This window comes from Vibrio neptunius (genome assembly GCA_019339365.1).
Taxonomy (GTDB): Bacteria; Pseudomonadota; Gammaproteobacteria; order Enterobacterales; family Vibrionaceae; genus Vibrio; species Vibrio neptunius.
Window position 1 is genome coordinate 380,290 of sequence record CP079859.1, and the last position, 19,764, is coordinate 400,053.

Consider the following 19,764-nt stretch of genomic DNA (forward strand, 5'->3'; position numbering starts at 1 on the left):
CAATTACCCACACTAAACAACCTAAGGAACGCTCAGCAATGAGCCCTTTTTATTTATGATACAACAAGCCTTTAACTTTGATGCTCTGACACCCGACTTTATGTGGTACGCCTTGGAAAGCATTGGCGTTCGCGCCGAATCCGGCTTTCTACCACTCAACAGCTATGAAAACCGTGTTTATCAGTTTACCGATGAAGAGCGTCAACGTTATGTGGTGAAGTTCTATCGCCCCGAGCGCTGGAGTTCAGCGCAGATACAAGAAGAGCACGACTTTACTCTGGAGCTGATTGAATCTGACATCCCGGTTGCCCCACCGATAAAATTCCAAGGGCAAACTCTGCATCAATATCAGGGCTATCTGTTTGCACTGTTTGCCAGTGTTGGCGGACGCCAGTTTGAAGTGGATAACCTCGAACAATTGGAAGGCGTAGGTCGTTTCCTTGGTCGAATCCATAAAGTTGGTGCTCGAATGGCCTTTAAGCACAGACCTACCATCAGCCTCGAAGAATACCTGCATCAACCGCGTAAGATTCTGGAACAATCACAGTTTATTCCATTTCATCTAGAGAATGCCTTCTTCAATGACTTAGACTTGTTGATTCAATCGCTGCAACAACAATGGGATGACTCAGCCAACATCATTCGTCTTCACGGTGATTGCCACCCAGGCAACATTCTCTGGCGTGATGGCCCTATGTTTGTCGATCTTGATGACTCTCGCAATGGGCCCGCGGTACAAGACCTGTGGATGATGCTCAATGGCGAGCGCGCTGATAAATTGATGCAGTTGGATATCCTGCTTGAGGCGTATCAGGAATTTAACGACTTTAATACTAACGAATTGAAACTAATTGAACCTTTACGCGGTCTACGTATGGTGCACTATATGGCATGGTTGGCAAAAAGATGGCAGGATCCTGCTTTTCCTATCGCCTTCCCATGGTTTGACGATCCTAAATATTGGGAAAGCCAGGTATTAGCTTTCAAAGAACAAATTTCGGCATTGAGTGAGCCACCACTCTCACTGATGCCTCAGTGGTAAGAAGCCAAAATGACAAACATGGAGTCAATAATGAAAAAGCTGTTTGCACTTGTCGCAACTGTTATGTTGAGCCTTTCTGCTCACGCCGCTCAATTCAAAGAAGGTGAACATTATCAAGTTCTTGATATTCCTTCAGCTTCTCTCAGCAAGGCTTCACAAAAGCCAACAGTAACCGAGTTTTTCTCTTTCTATTGCCCACACTGTAGTAAGTTTGAGCCCATCATCGAACAGCTAAAAGCTCAACTTCCAGAAGAGGCTAAATTCCAGAAAAATCACGTTTCCTTCATGGGTGGTAGCATGGGTGAGTCGATGAGCAAAGCTTACGCGACCATGGTAGCGCTAAAAGTGGAAGACAAAATGGTGCCAGTCATGTTTAACCGTATTCATAACATGCGTAAACCACCAAAAAATGATGAAGAATTACGTCAAATCTTCCTAGACGAAGGCATTGATGCGAAAAAATTTGACTCGGCATTCAAAGGGTTTGCCGTTGACTCTATGGTGCGCCGCTTCGACAAGCAGTTTAAAGACAGCGGCCTATCTGGCGTACCAGCAGTTGTCGTAAACAATAAGTACCTTGTTCAGGCACAAAGTATCAAAACCATTGACGAATATTTCGATCTGGTTAACTTCCTACTGACTCAAAAGTAATGAAGTTGATTACGCAAAAAAGGGAGCATTAGCTCCCTTTTTGTTATTTGATGGGTTTACTTGTTATCTTGATGAATCTCTTTTAGCAGTTCATCTTTGTCCTTCCATACGCCGCCCAACCATTGCTGAAACTGGCGTTTAAACGGCTTGTCATTGAAGTAATCTCCACGTACGCTTTCGTCCACAGGCATCACCTTGGTGCGCACAACAATCTTAGTCATGCGCCCCATCAAAATATCGCGAAACGGCTTATCGGTGTTTTCCGGGTAGGCTAAAGTGACATCAATGATGTTTTCGAACTGATCGCCCATTGCCGCCAACGTATAAGCCATCCCCCCTGTTTTAGGCTGTAACAAATGCTGATAGCCCGCTTTGCTCTTTTTCTGCTTCTGCTGGGTAAAACGTGTACCTTCCACATAATTCACCACAGTCGTCGGTGTGTGCCTGAACTTAGCGCAAGATCGACGCGTCGTTTCCAAGTCTTGACCACGCTTTTCTGGATGGCGAAGCAAGTACTCTCGCGAATAACGGCGCATAAACGGCATATCGAGCGCCCAACAAGCCATACCTATAAATGGAACGTAGAACAGTTGTTGCTTTAGAAAGAACTTTGGCATTGGAATGCGGTCTTTGAATACACAACATAACACCACGATATCCGTCCAACTGAGGTGATTGCTGATCAGCAGATACCAGCCATCCTTTGTCAGACTTTCACCACCTTCGATGTCCCACTCGACACGATTAAACAAAGAAAGAATAGCTGAATTAATGGTTGCCCACAGCCACATCATCCAGTTGGCCATTGCTGTACATTTTGCCTGCAATTTACTTGTTGGTAACACGACTTTAATCAAAGCAATGATACAAATGGCGACCGAGCAAAAAGCTGAGTTAAGGATGACTAGAGTCACATTCAGTACAAGGAGTAGGTATGCAAACATAACGCTTATTAATGAGATCCAAGATAGAATTTACAACGTTTCATTTATGAATAATAAAACAGCGTGTAATTATACAATTCCTTAACCACATTGGAATCACTCTGACGATGGTCAGATTAGTTCGACGACCACTGCCACTTACAAAGTGCAAGGTTCATAACAAGGAGAACCCTCAATGAAAGCCAAATTCTCTCTAGCTGTCCTGTCGCTGGTTGCCCTTCCAACCATGGCTCAGCTATCAGAACAAGCAGGATTTAGTGGTGAAGTGTCACTCAGTGCTGGATTTGCCTCCAGCACTTCCAACTTTAATACCGATGGCGATAAAACCATCAGTAATGTCAATCAAACCGCGTCTGCAGATAGTGGTTCTCTAGTTCTGCCCCTCGGTAGCCTAGCCTATACCTTTGGTGCAAATCTAGACAAACAGTTTTACGTAGGTATGGCTCGTGAAGATATTGCTGTCGGTACTCTAGCTTTAGAGCTGGGCTACAAGCAGCAGCTTTCATCGGGTATGGTGATTGATGCCTCGTTCCTTCCAACCATTATGTCAGGCGAAACGTGGTCAGACCCATTTCTGACGGGTCAAGAGCGCCAAACCACAGACGAAACAGGTAACGCATTCCGTCTTAAGTTCAGCAATATTATGGGGTCCAACTTCAGCTTGGATACTGCGTACGCTACCAGTGACATAGACAATGAGAAGTCTGGAGCCAGTGACAACTCTCTAACAACCGCAGAGAGGAGGGCCTTACAACGTGACGCTTCATCGATCTACTTAAAAGGGGATTATCGCCTGCCGCTGACTCGCACGTCGTTCCTACAACCCTCACTAACCTACATCAAAACCGATGCCGATGGTGATGCCAACTCACTCGATTCAGTTGGTGGTGAGCTGAGTTACTTTAAGATATTGAATCGCCACCAGTTCGCTATCACCGCTGGGTACACTAACCGCTCTTACGATGCGTCTAACCCGATTTACGGCAAAACACGTGACGAAGATGAACTGAGCTTTTTCGCTGCATACGAATACCAAGAGTTCATGGGCTGGCAAGACTGGTCACTGGTTTCGTTTGCTGGTTACTCCAAAACAGATACCAACATCGACTTCTACGATGAAGACCAATACTTGTTCTCTGTTGGTATGAACTACCAGTTTTAGGTAAAGACTGAGCCCGCCTCATTACGCGGGCTTTCTTTTACACCGACTGAGCCGTCAATTGCTTAAGTAAGCGATCCATTGCTCGATACCCCAAGGCTTCAGCCAAGTGATGGCGAGCTATTTGTGGTTGACCATCTAAGTCAGCAATGGTGCGCGCAACCTTAATAATTCGGTGGTAAGCTCGAATGGATAACCCGAGCTGGTGCAAAGCACTTTCCAAAAACTGCGCATCTTCTTTTTCAGTGGGCAGTACTCCTCGATTTCTCGACTACCCAACAGCGCATTGACCTTATTGGAACGCTCCAACATACACACTCTAGCACTAACAACCCTTTGCTTAACGACCTCTGTGGGCTCACCACGATCACCACCTTCCGCTAGGGTACCTTTGGGCAATGCTGGGATCTCTAGCGACATATCAAAACGATCGAGCAAAGGGCCAGATAATCGACCCAAATAACGTAAAATCGTTTGCGGATTTACTCTCGATTGATTGCCTTCATAGTAACCCGTAGGACTAGGGTTAAGAGCGCCCACCAGTTGAAAACGTGCAGGAAAACGAGTTTTACCCTGAGCCCGAGAGATAATGATTTCGCCAGACTCCAGTGGTTCGCGCAGCGAATCAAGCACCTTACGTTCAAACTCTGGCATTTCATCAAGAAACAACAATCCATTGTGCGCCAACGAAATTTCTCCTGGCCTTGGAATCGTACCGCCACCCACTAAAGCGGCCATCGAGCTCGAATGGTGTGGCGCACGAAAAGGGCGTTGTTTCCAATTCAGAGCATTGATTTCCTGCTGAGTCAGTGACGCAACAGACGCGGTTTCCATCGCTTCCTCGTCACTCATTTCCGGCAACAAATCGCACAAGCGCGAGGCAAGCATAGTTTTCCCTGTCCCAGGTGGACCTAAAAATAGCAAATTGTGGTTTCCTGCTGCGGCAATCTCCAAAGCCCGCTTGCCTTGCTGCTGGCCAATGATATCTTGTAAATCACGTCCATTATTCATCGTTAGATTTACCATTGGCGTTTGATGTAGGCTCAGTTTTTTTTGACCGTAAAGATCGGCACACACTTCCAGTAAGCTTTGAGCAGATTTATGCTGTTCTTCACCCACTAAGGCGGCTTGATCCCCGTTGCTATTCGGCACGACCAAGCTTCGCTGTGCTTTATTGGCAGCAAGCGCTGCAGGCAATACCCCTTTCACTCCTCGCAGCTCACCCGACAAAGCCAGTTCACCAACAAATTCTTTTTCCGCCAAGCCGTTGACTGGAATTTGCTCTGAAGCGGCGAGAATACCAAGTGCAATGGGTAGGTCAAAACGTCCTCCTTCTTTGGGCAAGTCTGCAGGCGCAAGATTGACCGTGATTCGCTTAGCTGGAAACTCAAAGCGAGAATTGATGATTGCACTGCGTACTCTATCGCGTGATTCTTTGACGGTGGTTTCAGGTAACCCCACCAGAGTAAACCCCGGCATTCCATTGCTGATATGCACTTCTACCGTCACAGGTGGAGCTTCGACCCCCACCGATGCGCGACTGTAAATAATGGCTAGACCCATAACTTTCCCTACACTCTCTGCTATTCATTTATCTGTTTGATAATTTGCGCTCTTTTCTAACAATCTTGTTATATAGCGTGATGAGATGATGAGAGAATGTGAAAAAAGAATGACTTTTTGCTTGTCATGTAACGGAATTCTATGTTACCACTAATGACGTAGACAATTTCTTACCATATTACGTAAGCACAACATTAGAAAAGAATATGAATTTCAACGCCCGCATTAACGCACTGATTGTCCTGATTATCGTGGTCATTATTGATTCCGCGCGGGGGCTGGTGGGCGAAAAATAAAACACCAAATTCAAAAAAAACCCCGCACTGAAAAGTCCGGGGTTTTTTTCAACTTAAACGCTGAAAATCAGCGACAAAATAAACACTGACTCAGTCAGATAGACAGAAAAATAAAGAGCTCAGCCGCGAGCTGGCAGGAAGAATGGGAGCGCACATGACGTGCACAACAACACAACATTGCTACTTAGGTAGCCAAAGGGGCTTACGATGACAGGTGCTGAATTAGTCGTAGCCGCACTAAAACAACAAGGCATAAAAACCGTATTTGGCTACCCAGGCGGGGCCATCATGCCAATTTATGATGCACTGTATGATGGGGGCGTCGAGCACATCCTTTGCCGTCACGAACAAGGTGCAGCCATGGCCGCTATCGGTATGGCGCGTGCAACTCAGGACGTTGCAGTCTGTATGGCAACATCCGGCCCCGGCGCAACCAACCTTGTAACCGGTTTGGCCGATGCGTTTATGGACTCGATCCCAATGGTCGCGATAACAGGTCAGGTAGCCAGTTCTCACATCGGAACAGACGCTTTCCAGGAAATGGATGTGATAGGAATGTCGCTATCCTGCACCAAGCACAGCTACCTAGTGACTGAGATTGAAGATCTGGCACCCACTTTAGCCGAAGCGTTTGAAGTGGCCAAAACAGGCCGACCAGGGCCAGTGATTGTCGATATCGCTAAAGATGTTCAGTTGGCTCAAGCTCCAGTGAGTATTTTACCTCCATTCACTCCACCAACGAATCCCGTCCCTGAAGCAGCAGCCGTTTCTGCCGCTCAGGCGCTTCTTTCACAAAGTACCCGTCCTGTCTTTTATGTTGGTGGTGGTGTTCAACTGGGTAAAGCCACAGACTCCGTTCGCGAATTCTTACGTTTAAACCCAATGCCTTCGGTCAGCACACTAAAAGGTTTAGGTACTATCGAACGTCACGATCCACATTACCTTGGCATGCTAGGTATGCATGGTACTAAAGCCGCTAACTTAGTCGTGCAAGAATGTGATCTGCTGATTGCGGTTGGTGCGCGATTCGATGACCGAGTGACAGGTAAGCTAGAAACGTTCGCCCCTCACGCTCGCGTTATCCATATCGACATTGATGCTGCTGAGATCAACAAGCTGCGTCACGCCCATGCGCCACTGCGTGGTGATATCAATTCCCTTCTTCCTCAACTCGAACTGACTCAAGACATCACGCCATGGGTCAAGCACAGTGAAAGCCTGCGTAGTGGCTTTAAGTGGCGTTACGACCATCCGGGCGATCTCATTTTTGCTCCGGGCTTGCTCAAGCAGTTGTCCGACATGATGCCTGATAGTTCGATGGTCTCAACCGATGTGGGGCAGCATCAGATGTGGGCGGCGCAACATATTCAGCCCCGTGACCCACAGAACTTCATCACATCCGCAGGCTTAGGCACCATGGGCTTTGGCCTTCCTGCCGCTATGGGTGCCGCGGTCGCACGTCCGGATGATCAGTCTATCCTTATTACAGGTGACGGCTCTTTCATGATGAACGTTCAGGAACTGGGCACGCTAAAACGTCGCCAGATTCCGGTCAAAATCGTTCTATTGAACAACCAACGTTTAGGCATGGTACGTCAATGGCAATCGCTGTTCTTTGATGGTCGCCACAGTGAAACGATTCTGGATGACAATCCGGACTTCATCACTTTAGCAAGAGCGTTTGATATTCCTGGTAAAACGATCACAACAAAAGAAGAAGTTGAGCCAGCGATTCAGGAAATGCTGGAGAGTGAAACCTCGTACTTGCTGCACGTTTTGATCGACGAAGAAGAAAACGTGTGGCCACTGGTACCGCCAGGTGCTTCTAACAATGACATGCTGGAGAACACTTAAGATGGAAAGATATCTAATCGACATAAAAGCAGACGATAAACCTGTGCTGCTGGAGCGTGTTCTTCGTGTTGTTCGCCATCGTGGTTTCATTGTTAGACAAGTTGCAGGTACACAGAATCATGAGAGCAAGATTGCCAGTGTGGAGATCATCGTCGACAGCGATCGTCCGATCTCCTTTCTGACCAATCAGATTGAAAAGCTCTGGGATGTGCGCACAGTTGAGGTAACACAAATCGCTAGTGACGAGCTACCAAATAACAACCTACAACAACAAATTTGTGCATAAAGGAAGGCAATAATGGCTACTACAACAGCGGATTACATTTGGTTTAATGGCAAGCTGGTACCGTGGAAAGAAGCAAATGTTCACGTACTGACTCATGCTATGCACTACGGTACGTCAGTATTTGAAGGTGTGCGCTGCTACAACACTCCTAAAGGGCCAATTATCTTCCGCCATCGTGAGCATGCGAAGCGACTGAAAGATTCAGCCAAAATCTACCGTTTCCCTATCCCTTACTCCGTGGATGAAATCATGGAAGCGACGCGCGAAACACTACGCGAGAACAAACTCGATAGTGCTTATATCCGCCCACTAGGTTTTGTCGGCAATGTTGGCCTCGGGGTGTGTCCCCCGCAGGGCACCGAAATGGACCTTATCATCGCTGCTTTCCCATGGGGATCTTACCTAGGTGAAGAAGCCTTAGAAAAAGGGGTCGATGCGATGATTTCCAGCTGGAACCGCGCGGCGCCAAACACCATTCCAACCGCAGCGAAAGCTGGCGGTAACTACCTTTCTTCATTGCTGGTTGGCGGTGAAGCACGTCGTCATGGCTACGATGAAGGTATTGCATTAAGTGTTGATGGTTATTTGTCTGAAGGCGCAGGTGAGAACATCTTTGTGATTAAAGATGGATTGATCACCACGCCACCAGCAACCAGCGCCATCCTTCCGGGCATCACTCGTGATTCGATCATGACTATTGCTCGTGACAAAGGTTACGAAGTACGCGAAGCAAATATTGCTCGTGAAGCACTCTATCTCGCAGATGAAGTGTTTATGACAGGTACAGCAGCAGAGGTCGTTCCTGTTGCAACCATAGATAAAATTGACGTAGGCAGCGGTAAACGCGGCCCTATCACCAAAGAGCTGCAAGAAGCTTACTTTGGACTATTCAACGGCACCACTAAAGATAAGTGGGGCTGGTTAGATTACGTTTACCCAGCAGACGCGGCAAAATAAAGGAAGTAGTAAGATGCCTAAATACAGATCAGCAACCACCACTCACGGTCGTAACATGGCGGGTGCTCGTGCACTGTGGCGTGCAACTGGCGTAAAAGACGAAGATTTTGGTAAGCCAATCATCGCAGTCGTGAACTCATTCACTCAGTTTGTACCGGGCCACGTTCACCTCAAAGATATGGGCCAACTGGTCGCCGGTGAAATAGAAAAAGCTGGCGGTATCGCCAAAGAATTCAACACCATCGCGGTTGACGACGGTATCGCAATGGGCCACGGCGGCATGCTTTACTCACTGCCATCACGTGAGCTTATCGCTGACTCGGTAGAGTACATGGTGAATGCTCACTGTGCCGATGCCATGGTATGTATCTCCAACTGTGACAAAATCACTCCGGGAATGCTAATGGCGTCAATGCGCCTTAACATTCCTGTGATCTTCGTGTCTGGCGGCCCAATGGAAGCGGGTAAAACCAAGCTTTCTGACCAAATCATCAAGCTAGACTTGGTTGATGCAATGATCCAAGGTGCAGACCCGAAAGTCTCAGACGAGCAAAGTGAACAGATCGAACGCAGCGCGTGTCCGACATGTGGTTCATGTTCAGGTATGTTCACAGCCAACTCTATGAACTGCCTGACTGAAGCGCTTGGTCTTTCTCAGCCAGGTAACGGTTCAATGCTAGCGACACACGCAGACCGCGAAGAGCTATTTATCAATGCAGGTAAACGTATTGTTGAACTGACACGTCGTTACTACGAGCAAGATGACGAATCGGCGCTGCCGCGCAATATCGCCACTTTTGATGCATTCGAAAACGCAATGGCGCTGGATATCGCCATGGGCGGCTCAACTAATACCATTCTTCACCTGCTCGCTGCTGCGCAAGAAGGTGAGATTGACTTCGATATGGAAGATATCGACCGCTTATCTCGCAAAGTACCTCACCTATGTAAAGTGGCGCCATCTACTCAGAAATATCACATGGAAGACGTACACCGCGCGGGTGGTGTTATGGCTATCCTCGGTGAGCTAGACCGCGCAGGTTTGCTTCACAATGATGCGCGCACCGTACTCGGCCTTTCAATGAAAGAGCAGCTAGCACAATACGACATCATCCAAACGGAAGATGAAGATGTATTGAAGTTCTTCCGCGCAGGCCCTGCAGGCATTCGTACTACCAAAGCTTTCTCACAAGATTGTCGTTGGGATCGCCTTGATGATGACCGCGCTGATGGTTGTATCCGTTCAATCGATCACGCGTTCTCTCAAGAAGGTGGCCTAGCTGTCCTATCGGGCAACATCGCCCTTGATGGTTGTATTGTGAAAACGGCTGGCGTTGATGAAAGTATCCATAAATTCACTGGTCCTGCTGTAGTGTTTGAAAGCCAGGAAGACGCCGTTGAAGGCATCTTAGGCGGCAAAGTAAAAGCAGGCGATGTGGTTGTCATCCGCTATGAAGGCCCGAAAGGGGGCCCAGGCATGCAGGAAATGCTTTACCCAACCACTTACCTGAAATCAATGGGGCTTGGTAAAGAGTGTGCATTGCTGACGGATGGCCGCTTCTCTGGCGGTACCTCTGGCCTTTCCATTGGTCACGCTTCACCTGAAGCGGCGAATGGTGGCGCGATTGGTCTGGTGAAACAGGGCGATATGATCGCGATTGATATTCCAAACCGTTCTATTTCTCTAGAAGTCTCAGAGCAGGAACTTGCTGAGCGCCGTGCAAAACAAGACGAACTAGGCTGGAAACCGGTCGATCGTCAACGCGAAGTTTCTTTTGCACTCAAAGCGTACGCAAGTATGGCAACCAGTGCTGACAAAGGGGCGGTACGAGACAAATCTAAGCTAGAGGACTAGCTTATGTCTGATTCTCTCTTTTCAGGGAAAGCTCAACAGACTGGCGCAGACTATCTGCGCCATATCTTAAGAGCCCCGGTTTATGAAGCCGCAACGGTGACGCCTCTGCAGGAGATGCCACGCCTGAGTGAACGGATTGGCAACAAGGTGCAAATCAAGCGCGAAGATCGCCAGCCTGTACATTCGTTCAAACTACGTGGTGCCTACAATATGGTTGCCAGTTTGTCTGAAGCGCAAAAAGCCGCTGGCGTGATTGCCGCCTCAGCGGGTAATCATGCCCAAGGCATGGCGCTTTCTGGTACTAAGCTTGGTATCAAAACCACAATTGTGATGCCAAAAACCACACCTGACATTAAAGTCGAAGCGGTTCGTGGTTTTGGCGGTCACGTGGTACTGCACGGCAATAACTTTGATGAAGCCAAAGCCGAAGCCGAGCGTTTATCTGAACAGCATGGCTATACGTTTGTGCCTCCTTTTGATCACCCATTAGTGATAGCGGGCCAAGGCACCATTGGTATGGAGATGCTGCAACAGAATGGTCATCTCGATCATATCTTCGTCCCAGTTGGTGGCGGAGGTTTAGCGGCAGGTGTGGCAGTGCTGGTCAAACAGCTGATGCCAGAAATCAAAGTCATTGCCGTTGAGCCTGAAGATTCAGCGTGTCTTAAAGCCGCTTTAGATGCTGGTGAGCCCGTCGTTCTCGATCAGGTCAGCATGTTTGCTGATGGCGTCGCGGTAAAACGCATCGGTGAAGAAACCTTCCGCCTGTGTCAAAAATACCTTGATGGGCACATTACCGTTTCCAGCGATGAGATTTGCGCCGCAGTCAAAGACATCTTTGAAGATACGCGTGCTATCGCAGAGCCTTCTGGCGCATTAGCGTTAGCAGGGTTGAAAAAATACGCCGAGCAAAACGAGCTTAAGAACAGCAACCTAGGTACTGTTCTATCGGGTGCAAACACGAACTTCCACGGTCTGCGCTACGTCTCAGAGCGTTGTGAACTGGGTGAAAAACGTGAAGGCCTGCTGGCAGTCACGATTCCAGAACGCCAAGGCGCTTTCTTTGAGTTCTGTAACCTGATTGGCGGCCGAGCGGTCACTGAGTTCAACTACCGCTACAACGATGACGATCTGGCCAACATTTTTGTTGGTGTCCGTCTACAAGGTGGGCAGGAAGAGCTGGAACACATCATTCACGATTTGCGTGAAGGTGGCTACCCTGTGGTCGACTTGTCAGACGACGAAATGGCAAAACTGCACATTCGTTACATGATAGGTGGTAAGCCATCGAAGCAGCTTAAAGAACGCCTATACAGCTTTGAATTCCCAGAGTACCCAGGTGCATTGCTGAAATTCCTCAGCACATTAGGTACACATTGGAACATCAGTCTGTTCAATTATCGCAACCATGGTGCCGACTATGGTCGAGTACTGTGTGGTTTTGAACTGGATGAAGCCGACTTATCGCGCTTTTCCGCCCATTTGCGAGAGCTGGGCTATCAATGCAAAGACGAAACCAACAATCCGTCATATCAGTTTTTCCTTTCTTAATCATCAAAAGGCCAGTCACATGACTGGCTTTTTCTTTTCTGCCCAATGCGACTTCCCACAATGCACTGTATGCATGTATATAATGCTAAAGTTTCATTTTAGTCATAGTAACTTTCAGTCTACACTCAATATCAGTTTTTAAATGTTTGCTACCGCGTAGTGGAGACCATCTATGTTTAACGCACTGATTCTAAACCAAGAAGAAAAACGCACCATCGCCTCTGTAGAACAAATCGACGAAGCACAATTGCCACAAGGCGACGTACTAATCGATGTCGATTACTCATCACTCAACTACAAAGATGGTCTGGCGATCACTGGCAAAGGTAAGATCATCCGCAACTTCCCTATGGTACCGGGCATCGATATGGCAGGCACCGTTGCTCACTCAGATGATGAACGTTACCAAGTCGGCGATAAAGTCGTGTTAACTGGCTGGGGTGTCGGTGAGAATCACTGGGGGGTATGGCTCAACGTGCGCGCCTAAAAGCTGACTGGTTGGTACCACTGCCAAAAGGGATCGACAGCAAAAAGGCCATGATGGTCGGCACCGCTGGCTTTACTGCCATGCTGTGTGTTCAAGCGCTGATCGACGCTGGTGTCAAACCTGAGTCAGGTGAAATTCTGGTCACAGGTGCCAGTGGTGGTGTGGGTTCAGTAGCGGTAACGCTACTGGCTAAGCTCGGCTACAAAGTAGCAGCGGTGACTGGCCGCATTGAACAAAATGGTCCTCTCTTAGAAAAACTGGGCGCAAGCCGCATTATTGATCGCGTCGAGTTTGAAGAACCCGCACGTCCGCTGGAAAAACAAGTTTGGGCTGGCGCCGTTGATACCGTGGGCAGCAAAGTACTGGCTAAAGTACTGGCGCAAATGGATTACAACAGCGCAGTAGCTGCTTGTGGTTTGGCTGGTGGCTTTGACCTACCAACAACCGTGATGCCTTTTATTCTGCGTAATGTTCGCCTGCAAGGCATAGACTCAGTGATGTGCCCAACAGAGAAGCGTATCGCCGCTTGGGAAAGACTGGTTGAACTACTACCTGACAGCTACTTTGAGCAAGCCTGTACCGAAGTAGCTCTTGCCGATGCACCAAAGTACGCAGAAAACATCACTAACGGCCAAGTAACAGGTCGCGTTGTGATTAAGCTGTAATTCTAAGACTCAAAATAATAGAGCCAGCATTGCTGGCTCTTTTTTGTATCGATGGAAATCGTGTTAATCCAATCCCATGTCTGCGATACGTTTGGCGATCAAGCGGCTGCACTCTTCTCTCACCACAGATCGCAGCCATTCCTGTGCCGGTGAGTGCTCGCAACGTGCATGCCAGATCATCGAATAATCAAACGACGTGAACTGGAACGGCAAAGGTTTAACCGCCAAGTCGTAACGCTCTGCAACCAGATAAGCTAAATCCGCTGGCACCGTAATAATCAGCGGCATGGTATCCACAATGGCCAATGCCGCTTCCAGATGATAAGCCCGCAGCACCATTTTTCGTTTTGGCTGATCGACCAGAGCCTGCTCAATTAACGTTTTGACTCCATCACTGATGGCGATCATCGCATGTGGATAGGTAAGGTAGTCCTTCAAACTGAGTGATGTGTTGGCCAACGGGTGCTGTTTAGATAAGAGGCATAAAACCCCTACACGCCCAAGAATTTCACTGCGTAGTGGATCTACTGGGCCAATGGGTCGGCATATGGCTAAATCCGCTCCCTCATACGTCAACTGATCAGCTAATCGGTCATGTTGCAGAGGCAGAAAGTTAATCGACACATTAGGCGCTTCCTGATAAATACGCGGCAAAGCAAAGGGCAGAATAGTCTGCATCGCATAGTCAGTGGTGGCGATATTGAAGGTGTTCTCAAAGCTTTGCGGTTCAGTTTGAATCGGAGACAACACCTGACGCAGCGACTCCAACGGCTCTCCCAGTGCTTTGTCGACCTCGAGCGCTTTTTCGGTTGGAATCAGATGCTGCCCCTGACGTGTAAACAAGGGGTCACCCAGCATATCACGCAGCCGACCTAACACTCGGCTCATCGCAGACTGGCTAAGATTAAGCCGATGTGCTGCTTTACTCACGCTGCACTCTTCGATTAAAACCCGCAACGCCACCAGCAAATTCAGATCACGGCGATAGATGTCTTCTAATTCCACAAATAGCCACTTAAAATGAAGGGTATATTTATTGAATTGTACTCTTTAGATAAAAAAAATCCCGCCTTTCAGCGGGGAAGCCCAAGAAAAATGGGGATAGTGTCGGAATGTAATTGAGCGTAGTTACCATTGAGAATGGTTGTTGGAAGTTCAACCATCAATTTTCTTGCTCTTCAGATGCGCTCGGCCAGCGATGCATCTCGAGCCAAATCCCTACAACCGTCGCAACCATGCCGAGCAAAGGCATAAACGACGATTCTGCTGGTGTACGTAAAACAAGTGCGCAAAAAGAAATAAAGCACAGCACGGAATAGATGGTTAGACGATCTAAAGCTGTCAACATAAGCGCTCCTTGTTTTAAATGTTACCAACTTGTTAAGTAAGTTAAAACAATTTGATCGCTTTGCCAAGGGGTTATTGAATATTTTTTCTTCACCAGTATTATCTACCTCCTATTGAGGTAATAAAGATATGACCATGACAATCAATTCAGAACAGGCGACCCAAACTTTAGAGGCAGAAGGACTGCGCTGCCCAGAGCCAGTGATGATGGTCAGGAAGACAATCCGTAACATGAAAGAGGGTGAGATTCTGCTGGTAAAAGCCGATGACCCATCCACCACACGTGACATTCCGAGCTTCTGCCGCTTTATGGATCACCAGCTAATTGCGGCTCAAACTGAAGAACTGCCTTATCAGTATCTGATCAAGAAAGGAATGGATTAGCGTTAACGCTAAACTCATTGAAATGAAAAACGGCTGCCTGGAGCAGCCGTTTGTTTATTCGTCATATTCAATGGTGTGGACTTCAGATTGTAATTTTTTCAGCTGTTTTCGCATTACCCGCATTTCTTCATGCATTGGGATAATGTGCGCGACTCGAATCCAGGCCTCAACCGTCAATGCGGTCAACACAAATGAACCTGCAACAATCGGTAGCCACATGTCGGTCAGTACCATTGCCAGTAAACACAGTACCAAGCCGAAAGTGAATAGATAACTCTGACTTTTTTGGGGTCATCCCCATATAACGTGTAAGCATAATGTTGCCCTCTCGCTATACTCTAGGTGTTTGAAGAAAAAACAGAATTCTTCTGACCTTGAGTAACATCATTCACACCGTTAAGTTAGCATGACAAGTATGACACTAATATGTCAACGATCACGCCCTTACACGAATTTAGCACAGAGTTTGATCTATCGCATTTCTCCACCAGATATCCGATTTTTACCACACTTTAGCGACATTTCTACAAGAATGCTGCACCTACCGCTAGAGCGATAAATAGCAGAGCGGTCAGCTTACGAATCAGGTTGAGCGGCATTTTATCAGCCGACAATTTACCAATCAAAACCACGGGAACATTGGCTGCAAGCATACCCAGCGTAGTACCTATAATCACCAACGTCAGCGCGTCGGCAAACTGAGCCCCTAAGATAGAGGTAGCAATCTGAGTTTTATCACCAATTTCAGCGATAAAGAACGCGATGAAGCTGGCAACAAACGGTCCTCGGTTGGAAATTTCATCGTCATCATCCAACTTATCTGGGATTAGCACCCAACCCGCCATAGCGAGAAAACTTGCCACCACGACCCACTTAAGCACTTCTGGTGATAAATAGTCGGCCACAACCACGCCTAACCAAGCCGCAAGGGCGTGATTGGCAATAGTAGCGAAGAAAATTGCGGCGATAATCGGTATCGGTTTTCGATAACGACTGGCCAACAGTAAAGACAATAGCTGGGTTTTGTCACCAATTTCGGCTAAAGCGACAGTGGTAATTGAAATAGCTAAAACGCTCACGACATGCTCATTGAGGCAGGGATAATTATTTTAAACCTAAGACAAACCTCGTGCCCCACCCCGGTTCACGATGTTTATCTAAGGTCTTGCTAAACCCATCAGGCGATGAGTCTCGAGCGCCATGGTGATTGTGCACCAATTATGTTGACGAACGAACCAAACAATCAGGCTGATTGTGTTGGTAAGCTACTCCCCAAAGATGGACGCAATTCTATCCAGCTCTATGTCATTTCTCAAGTAACAAAGTGGTCAAAAACTTCCATTTAGGAAAATTTGGACGAATAAGCCATTAAAAATCCATTAAAGGAGAATTATGACTAGGAATTAATCAAGATTAGCCCTACTCCCCTACGCAATATCTGGGTATACTTGATTGTTATTTTCATTATATTAATGTGCTGAAAGTGATAGAAATCGCCATGACTACGGCGAACATTTGATCAATAACAGCAACAGAAGAATCGCGCGAACCTGACTTATGCAAAAATACGATATCAAAACCTTCCAGGGAATGATCCTCGCGCTGCAGGATTATTGGGCTCAAAATGGTTGTACCATTGTTCAACCGCTAGATATGGAAGTGGGTGCGGGTACCTCTCACCCAATGACTTGTCTACGAGCGCTTGGCCCAGAGCCAATGTCTACAGCTTACGTACAACCTTCACGTCGTCCGACCGATGGCCGTTACGGTGAAAACCCTAACCGTCTTCAGCACTACTACCAATTCCAAGTAGCGCTAAAACCATCGCCAGACAATATTCAGGAGCTGTACCTAGGTTCTCTAGAAGTACTTGGTGTCGATCCTCTGGTTCACGACATTCGTTTCGTCGAAGATAACTGGGAGAACCCAACATTAGGCGCATGGGGCCTAGGCTGGGAAGTGTGGCTAAACGGCATGGAAGTGACTCAGTTTACTTACTTCCAGCAGGTTGGTGGCCTTGAGTGTAAACCAGTAACCGGTGAGATCACTTACGGTATCGAACGTCTTGCTATGTACATCCAAGAAGTAGACTCGGTTTACGATCTTGTATGGAACATCGCCCCAGACGGTAGCAAAGTGACTTACGGTGACATTTTCCACCAGAACGAAGTGGAACAGTCTACGTACAACTTCGAGCACGCAGACGTCGATTTCCTATTCACTTTCTTCGACCAATGTGAAAAAGAAACCAAAGAGCTACTTGAGCTTGAGAAGCCACTGCCGCTTCCAGCCTACGAGCGCATTCTTAAAGCAGGTCATGCATTCAACATTCTTGATGCACGTAAAGCTATCTCGGTAACAGAACGCCAACGTTACATCCTTCGTATCCGCAACCTGACTAAATCGGTTGCAGAAGCGTACTACGCATCACGTGAAGCGCTTGGCTTCCCAATGTAAGAAAGAAGGCGAGGAGAAGTAATCATGGCAAAAGAATTTCTAATTGAACTGGGTACAGAAGAGCTACCACCAACGCAACTTCGCACCCTAGCGGAAGCGTTCGCAGCAAACTTCGAAGCTGAGTTAAAAAGTGCAGACTTAGCACACGAAGGCGTGAAATGGTACGCCGCTCCTCGTCGTCTAGCACTCAAAGTTGCTGCATTGGCTGAAGGCCAAGCGGACAAAGTGGTTGAGAAACGTGGACCAGCAGTTTCTGTCGCATTCGATGCGGACGGTAACGCGACGAAAGCGGCTCAAGGTTGGGCGCGTGGCAACGGCATCACAGTAGAGCAAGCTGACCGCCTAGTGACAGACAAAGGCGAATGGCTTCTTTTCAAACAAGAAGTAAAAGGCCAAGCGACGTCTGAAATCGTTGTCGACCTAGCAGCTAAAGCGCTGGGTAACCTGCCTATCGCTAAGCCAATGCGTTGGGGTAACAAAACAACTCAGTTTATCCGCCCAGTTAAAACACTAACCATGCTTATGGGCTCAGATCTTATCGAAGGTGAAATCCTTGGCGTAGCATCAGATCGCACTATCCGTGGTCACCGCTTCATGGGTGAGCAAGAGTTCACTATCGAATCTGCAGAGCAATACCCTTCGATCCTAGAAGAGCGCGGTAAAGTGATGGCAGATTACGAAGCACGTAAAGCTATCATCCTTGCTGACTCGCAAAAAGCAGCTGCTGCCGTTGGCGGTGTTGCTGATCTCGAAGATGACCTAGTTGAAGAAGTGACTTCTTTGGTTGAATGGCCAGTGGTACTGACGGCGAAGTTCGAAGAAGAGTTCCTAAAGGTGCCTTCTGAAGCGCTAGTTTACACCATGAAAGGTGACCAGAAGTACTTCCCAGTGTATGACGAAAACAAGAAGCTACTACCAAACTTCATCTTTGTTTCTAACATCGAATCGAAAGAGCCTCGTTATGTTATCGAAGGTAACGAGAAGGTAGTACGTCCACGTCTAGCGGATGCTGAGTTCTTCTTTAACACTGACCGTAAGCGTCCTCTTATCGACCGCCTGCCTGAACTAGAGCAAGCGATCTTCCAGAAGCAGCTTGGTACTATCAAAGACAAGACAGACCGCATCACAGAGCTTGCTGGCTACATCGCTGAGCAAATCGACGCTGACGTTGAGAAATCTAAGCGCGCAGGCCTACTGGCTAAGTGTGACCTAATGACATCTATGGTATTCGAATTTACCGATACTCAAGGTGTAATGGGCATGCACTATGCGACTCACGATGGTGAAGACGAGCAAGTTGCACTGGCACTTTACGAGCAGTACATGCCTCGTTTCGCCGGTGACGAACTGCCAAGCACTGGTATCTCATCTGCGGTAGCAATGGCTGACAAGCTAGATACAATTGTTGGTATCTTCGGTATTGGCCAAGCGCCTAAGGGTTCTGACCCATTCGCACTTCGCCGTGCCTCTCTAGGTGTACTGCGTATCATCGTTGAAAACGGCTACAACCTAGACCTCACAGACCTAATCGCGAAAGCAAAATCTCTGTTTGGTGACCGTTTGACCAACGACAACGTAGAAGCTGATGTTATCGACTTTATGCTAGGTCGTTTCCGCGCATGGTACCAAGATGCAGGTTTCAGCGTGGATATCATCCAAGCGGTACTGGCGAATCGTCCAACTAAGCCAGCTGACTTTGACCAACGTGTTAAAGCGGTTTCTCACTTCCGTGAACTGGAAGCGGCAGAAGCACTGGCTGCGGCGAACAAGCGTGTAGGCAACATCCTAGCCAAGTTCGATGGTGAGCTAGCAGCAGACATCGATCTATCGCTGCTACAAGAAGACGCAGAGAAAGCACTAGCAGAAAGCGTTGAAGTAATGACAGAAGCGCTAGAGCCAGCGTTCGCAACGGGTAACTACCAACAAGCGCTAAGCAAGCTTGCAGACCTGCGTGAGCCAGTAGATGCTTTCTTCGATAACGTCATGGTAATGGCAGACGACGAAGCGCTGAAGAAAAACCGTCTAACGCTACTGAATAACCTGCGTAACCTATTCCTACAGATCGCGGATATTTCACTTCTACAGAAGTAATATATCGAACAATATAGGTTCTACAAAGCCCAACTCCTCGGAGTTGGGCTTTGTTTTTATCAGTGACGGAATTTTGTGCTTTGCCTCGTAACCACATTAAGGTATGTTCAGGGATTATCCGATTATCCATAGACTACTACGCTCAAGGTGAGTCTTGGAATGACTAGCTTCGACT

The 19,764-nt window shown here is 47.7% G+C and carries 15 protein-coding genes and 3 pseudogenes; 12 read left to right on the forward strand and 6 right to left on the reverse strand.

Features of this window, described 5'->3' with window-relative positions; all coding sequences use genetic code 11:
- Positions 1 to 55 precede the first annotated feature (55 nt).
- Both KW548_01840 and KW548_01845 read left to right on the forward strand, forming a co-directional pair.
- Positions 56 to 1,042, forward strand: coding sequence for a serine/threonine protein kinase (locus KW548_01840; protein ID QXX06891.1), 987 nt, complete (start codon positions 56 to 58; stop codon positions 1,040 to 1,042).
- 30 nt (positions 1,043 to 1,072) lie between these two features.
- Entirely contained in the window at positions 1,073 to 1,693 is a 621-nt protein-coding gene (locus KW548_01845; protein ID QXX06892.1) for a thiol:disulfide interchange protein DsbA/DsbL, read from the forward strand.
- Positions 1,694 to 1,749: 56 nt separating this feature from the next.
- Here the strand turns inward: KW548_01845 and KW548_01850 are convergent, their stop codons facing one another.
- A complete protein-coding gene (locus KW548_01850) occupies positions 1,750 to 2,637 on the reverse strand; it encodes an acyltransferase (protein ID QXX06893.1) in 888 nt (295 codons plus the stop codon).
- Between the two features lie 175 nt (positions 2,638 to 2,812).
- Here KW548_01850 and KW548_01855 point away from each other — a divergent pair, with 175 nt between their 5' ends.
- Positions 2,813 to 3,799 carry a DUF2860 domain-containing protein gene (locus KW548_01855; protein ID QXX06894.1) on the forward strand — a complete coding sequence of 329 codons (987 nt, stop codon included), beginning with the start codon at positions 2,813 to 2,815 and terminating at the stop codon, positions 3,797 to 3,799.
- A 37-nt stretch (positions 3,800 to 3,836) separates the two neighbouring features.
- Here the strand turns inward: KW548_01855 and KW548_01860 are convergent.
- Positions 3,837 to 5,359: pseudogene (locus KW548_01860) on the reverse strand (YifB family Mg chelatase-like AAA ATPase).
- 503 nt (positions 5,360 to 5,862) lie between these two features.
- Between KW548_01860 and ilvG the strand changes: the two are divergent.
- The 6 genes and pseudogenes from ilvG to KW548_01890 all read left to right on the forward strand — a co-directional run bounded on the left by ilvG (position 5,863) and on the right by KW548_01890 (position 13,310).
- The gene (ilvG, locus tag KW548_01865; GenBank protein QXX06895.1) at positions 5,863 to 7,509 is read left to right on the forward strand and encodes an acetolactate synthase 2 catalytic subunit; all 1,647 of its coding nucleotides are present in this window, start codon (positions 5,863 to 5,865) and stop codon (positions 7,507 to 7,509) included.
- A 1-nt stretch (position 7,510) separates the two neighbouring features.
- Positions 7,511 to 7,795 carry an acetolactate synthase 2 small subunit gene (gene ilvM, locus KW548_01870; protein ID QXX06896.1) on the forward strand — a complete coding sequence of 95 codons (285 nt, stop codon included), beginning with the start codon at positions 7,511 to 7,513 and terminating at the stop codon, positions 7,793 to 7,795.
- A 12-nt stretch (positions 7,796 to 7,807) separates the two neighbouring features.
- Entirely contained in the window at positions 7,808 to 8,752 is a 945-nt protein-coding gene (ilvE, locus tag KW548_01875) for a branched-chain-amino-acid transaminase (GenBank protein ID QXX06897.1), read from the forward strand.
- A gap of 13 nt (positions 8,753 to 8,765) precedes the next feature.
- Complete coding sequence (gene ilvD, locus KW548_01880) at positions 8,766 to 10,607, forward strand: dihydroxy-acid dehydratase (GenBank protein ID QXX06898.1); 1,842 nt, start codon at positions 8,766 to 8,768, stop codon at positions 10,605 to 10,607.
- A 3-nt stretch (positions 10,608 to 10,610) separates the two neighbouring features.
- Positions 10,611 to 12,158, forward strand: coding sequence for a threonine ammonia-lyase, biosynthetic (gene ilvA, locus KW548_01885; GenBank protein ID QXX06899.1), 1,548 nt, complete (start codon positions 10,611 to 10,613; stop codon positions 12,156 to 12,158).
- Between the two features lie 172 nt (positions 12,159 to 12,330).
- Positions 12,331 to 13,310: pseudogene (locus tag KW548_01890) on the forward strand (oxidoreductase).
- 63 nt (positions 13,311 to 13,373) lie between these two features.
- On the opposite strand, the gene KW548_01895 reads toward KW548_01890, so the two are convergent.
- Complete coding sequence (locus tag KW548_01895) at positions 13,374 to 14,315, reverse strand: LysR family transcriptional regulator (GenBank protein QXX06900.1); 942 nt, start codon at positions 14,313 to 14,315, stop codon at positions 13,374 to 13,376.
- A gap of 157 nt (positions 14,316 to 14,472) precedes the next feature.
- Complete coding sequence (locus KW548_01900) at positions 14,473 to 14,658, reverse strand: hypothetical protein (GenBank protein ID QXX06901.1); 186 nt, start codon at positions 14,656 to 14,658, stop codon at positions 14,473 to 14,475.
- Positions 14,659 to 14,792: 134 nt separating this feature from the next.
- Between KW548_01900 and tusA the strand changes: the two genes are divergently transcribed.
- Positions 14,793 to 15,041, forward strand: coding sequence for a sulfurtransferase TusA (tusA, locus tag KW548_01905; GenBank protein ID QXX06902.1), 249 nt, complete (start codon positions 14,793 to 14,795; stop codon positions 15,039 to 15,041).
- 54 nt (positions 15,042 to 15,095) lie between these two features.
- On the opposite strand, the pseudogene KW548_01910 reads toward tusA, so the two are convergent.
- Positions 15,096 to 15,357 (reverse strand): annotated as a pseudogene (locus KW548_01910) (hypothetical protein).
- 208 nt (positions 15,358 to 15,565) lie between these two features.
- Positions 15,566 to 16,120: a TMEM165/GDT1 family protein gene (locus KW548_01915; GenBank protein QXX06903.1), complete on the reverse strand. Its 555-nt coding sequence runs from the start codon at positions 16,118 to 16,120 to the stop codon at positions 15,566 to 15,568.
- A gap of 478 nt (positions 16,121 to 16,598) precedes the next feature.
- On the opposite strand from KW548_01915, the gene glyQ reads away from it, so the two are divergent.
- The gene (glyQ, locus tag KW548_01920; GenBank protein ID QXX06904.1) at positions 16,599 to 17,498 is read left to right on the forward strand and encodes a glycine--tRNA ligase subunit alpha; all 900 of its coding nucleotides are present in this window, start codon (positions 16,599 to 16,601) and stop codon (positions 17,496 to 17,498) included.
- A gap of 24 nt (positions 17,499 to 17,522) precedes the next feature.
- Positions 17,523 to 19,589, forward strand: a complete 2,067-nt coding sequence (gene glyS / locus KW548_01925; protein ID QXX06905.1) for a glycine--tRNA ligase subunit beta — start codon at positions 17,523 to 17,525, stop codon at positions 19,587 to 19,589.
- Positions 19,590 to 19,764 lie beyond the last annotated feature (175 nt).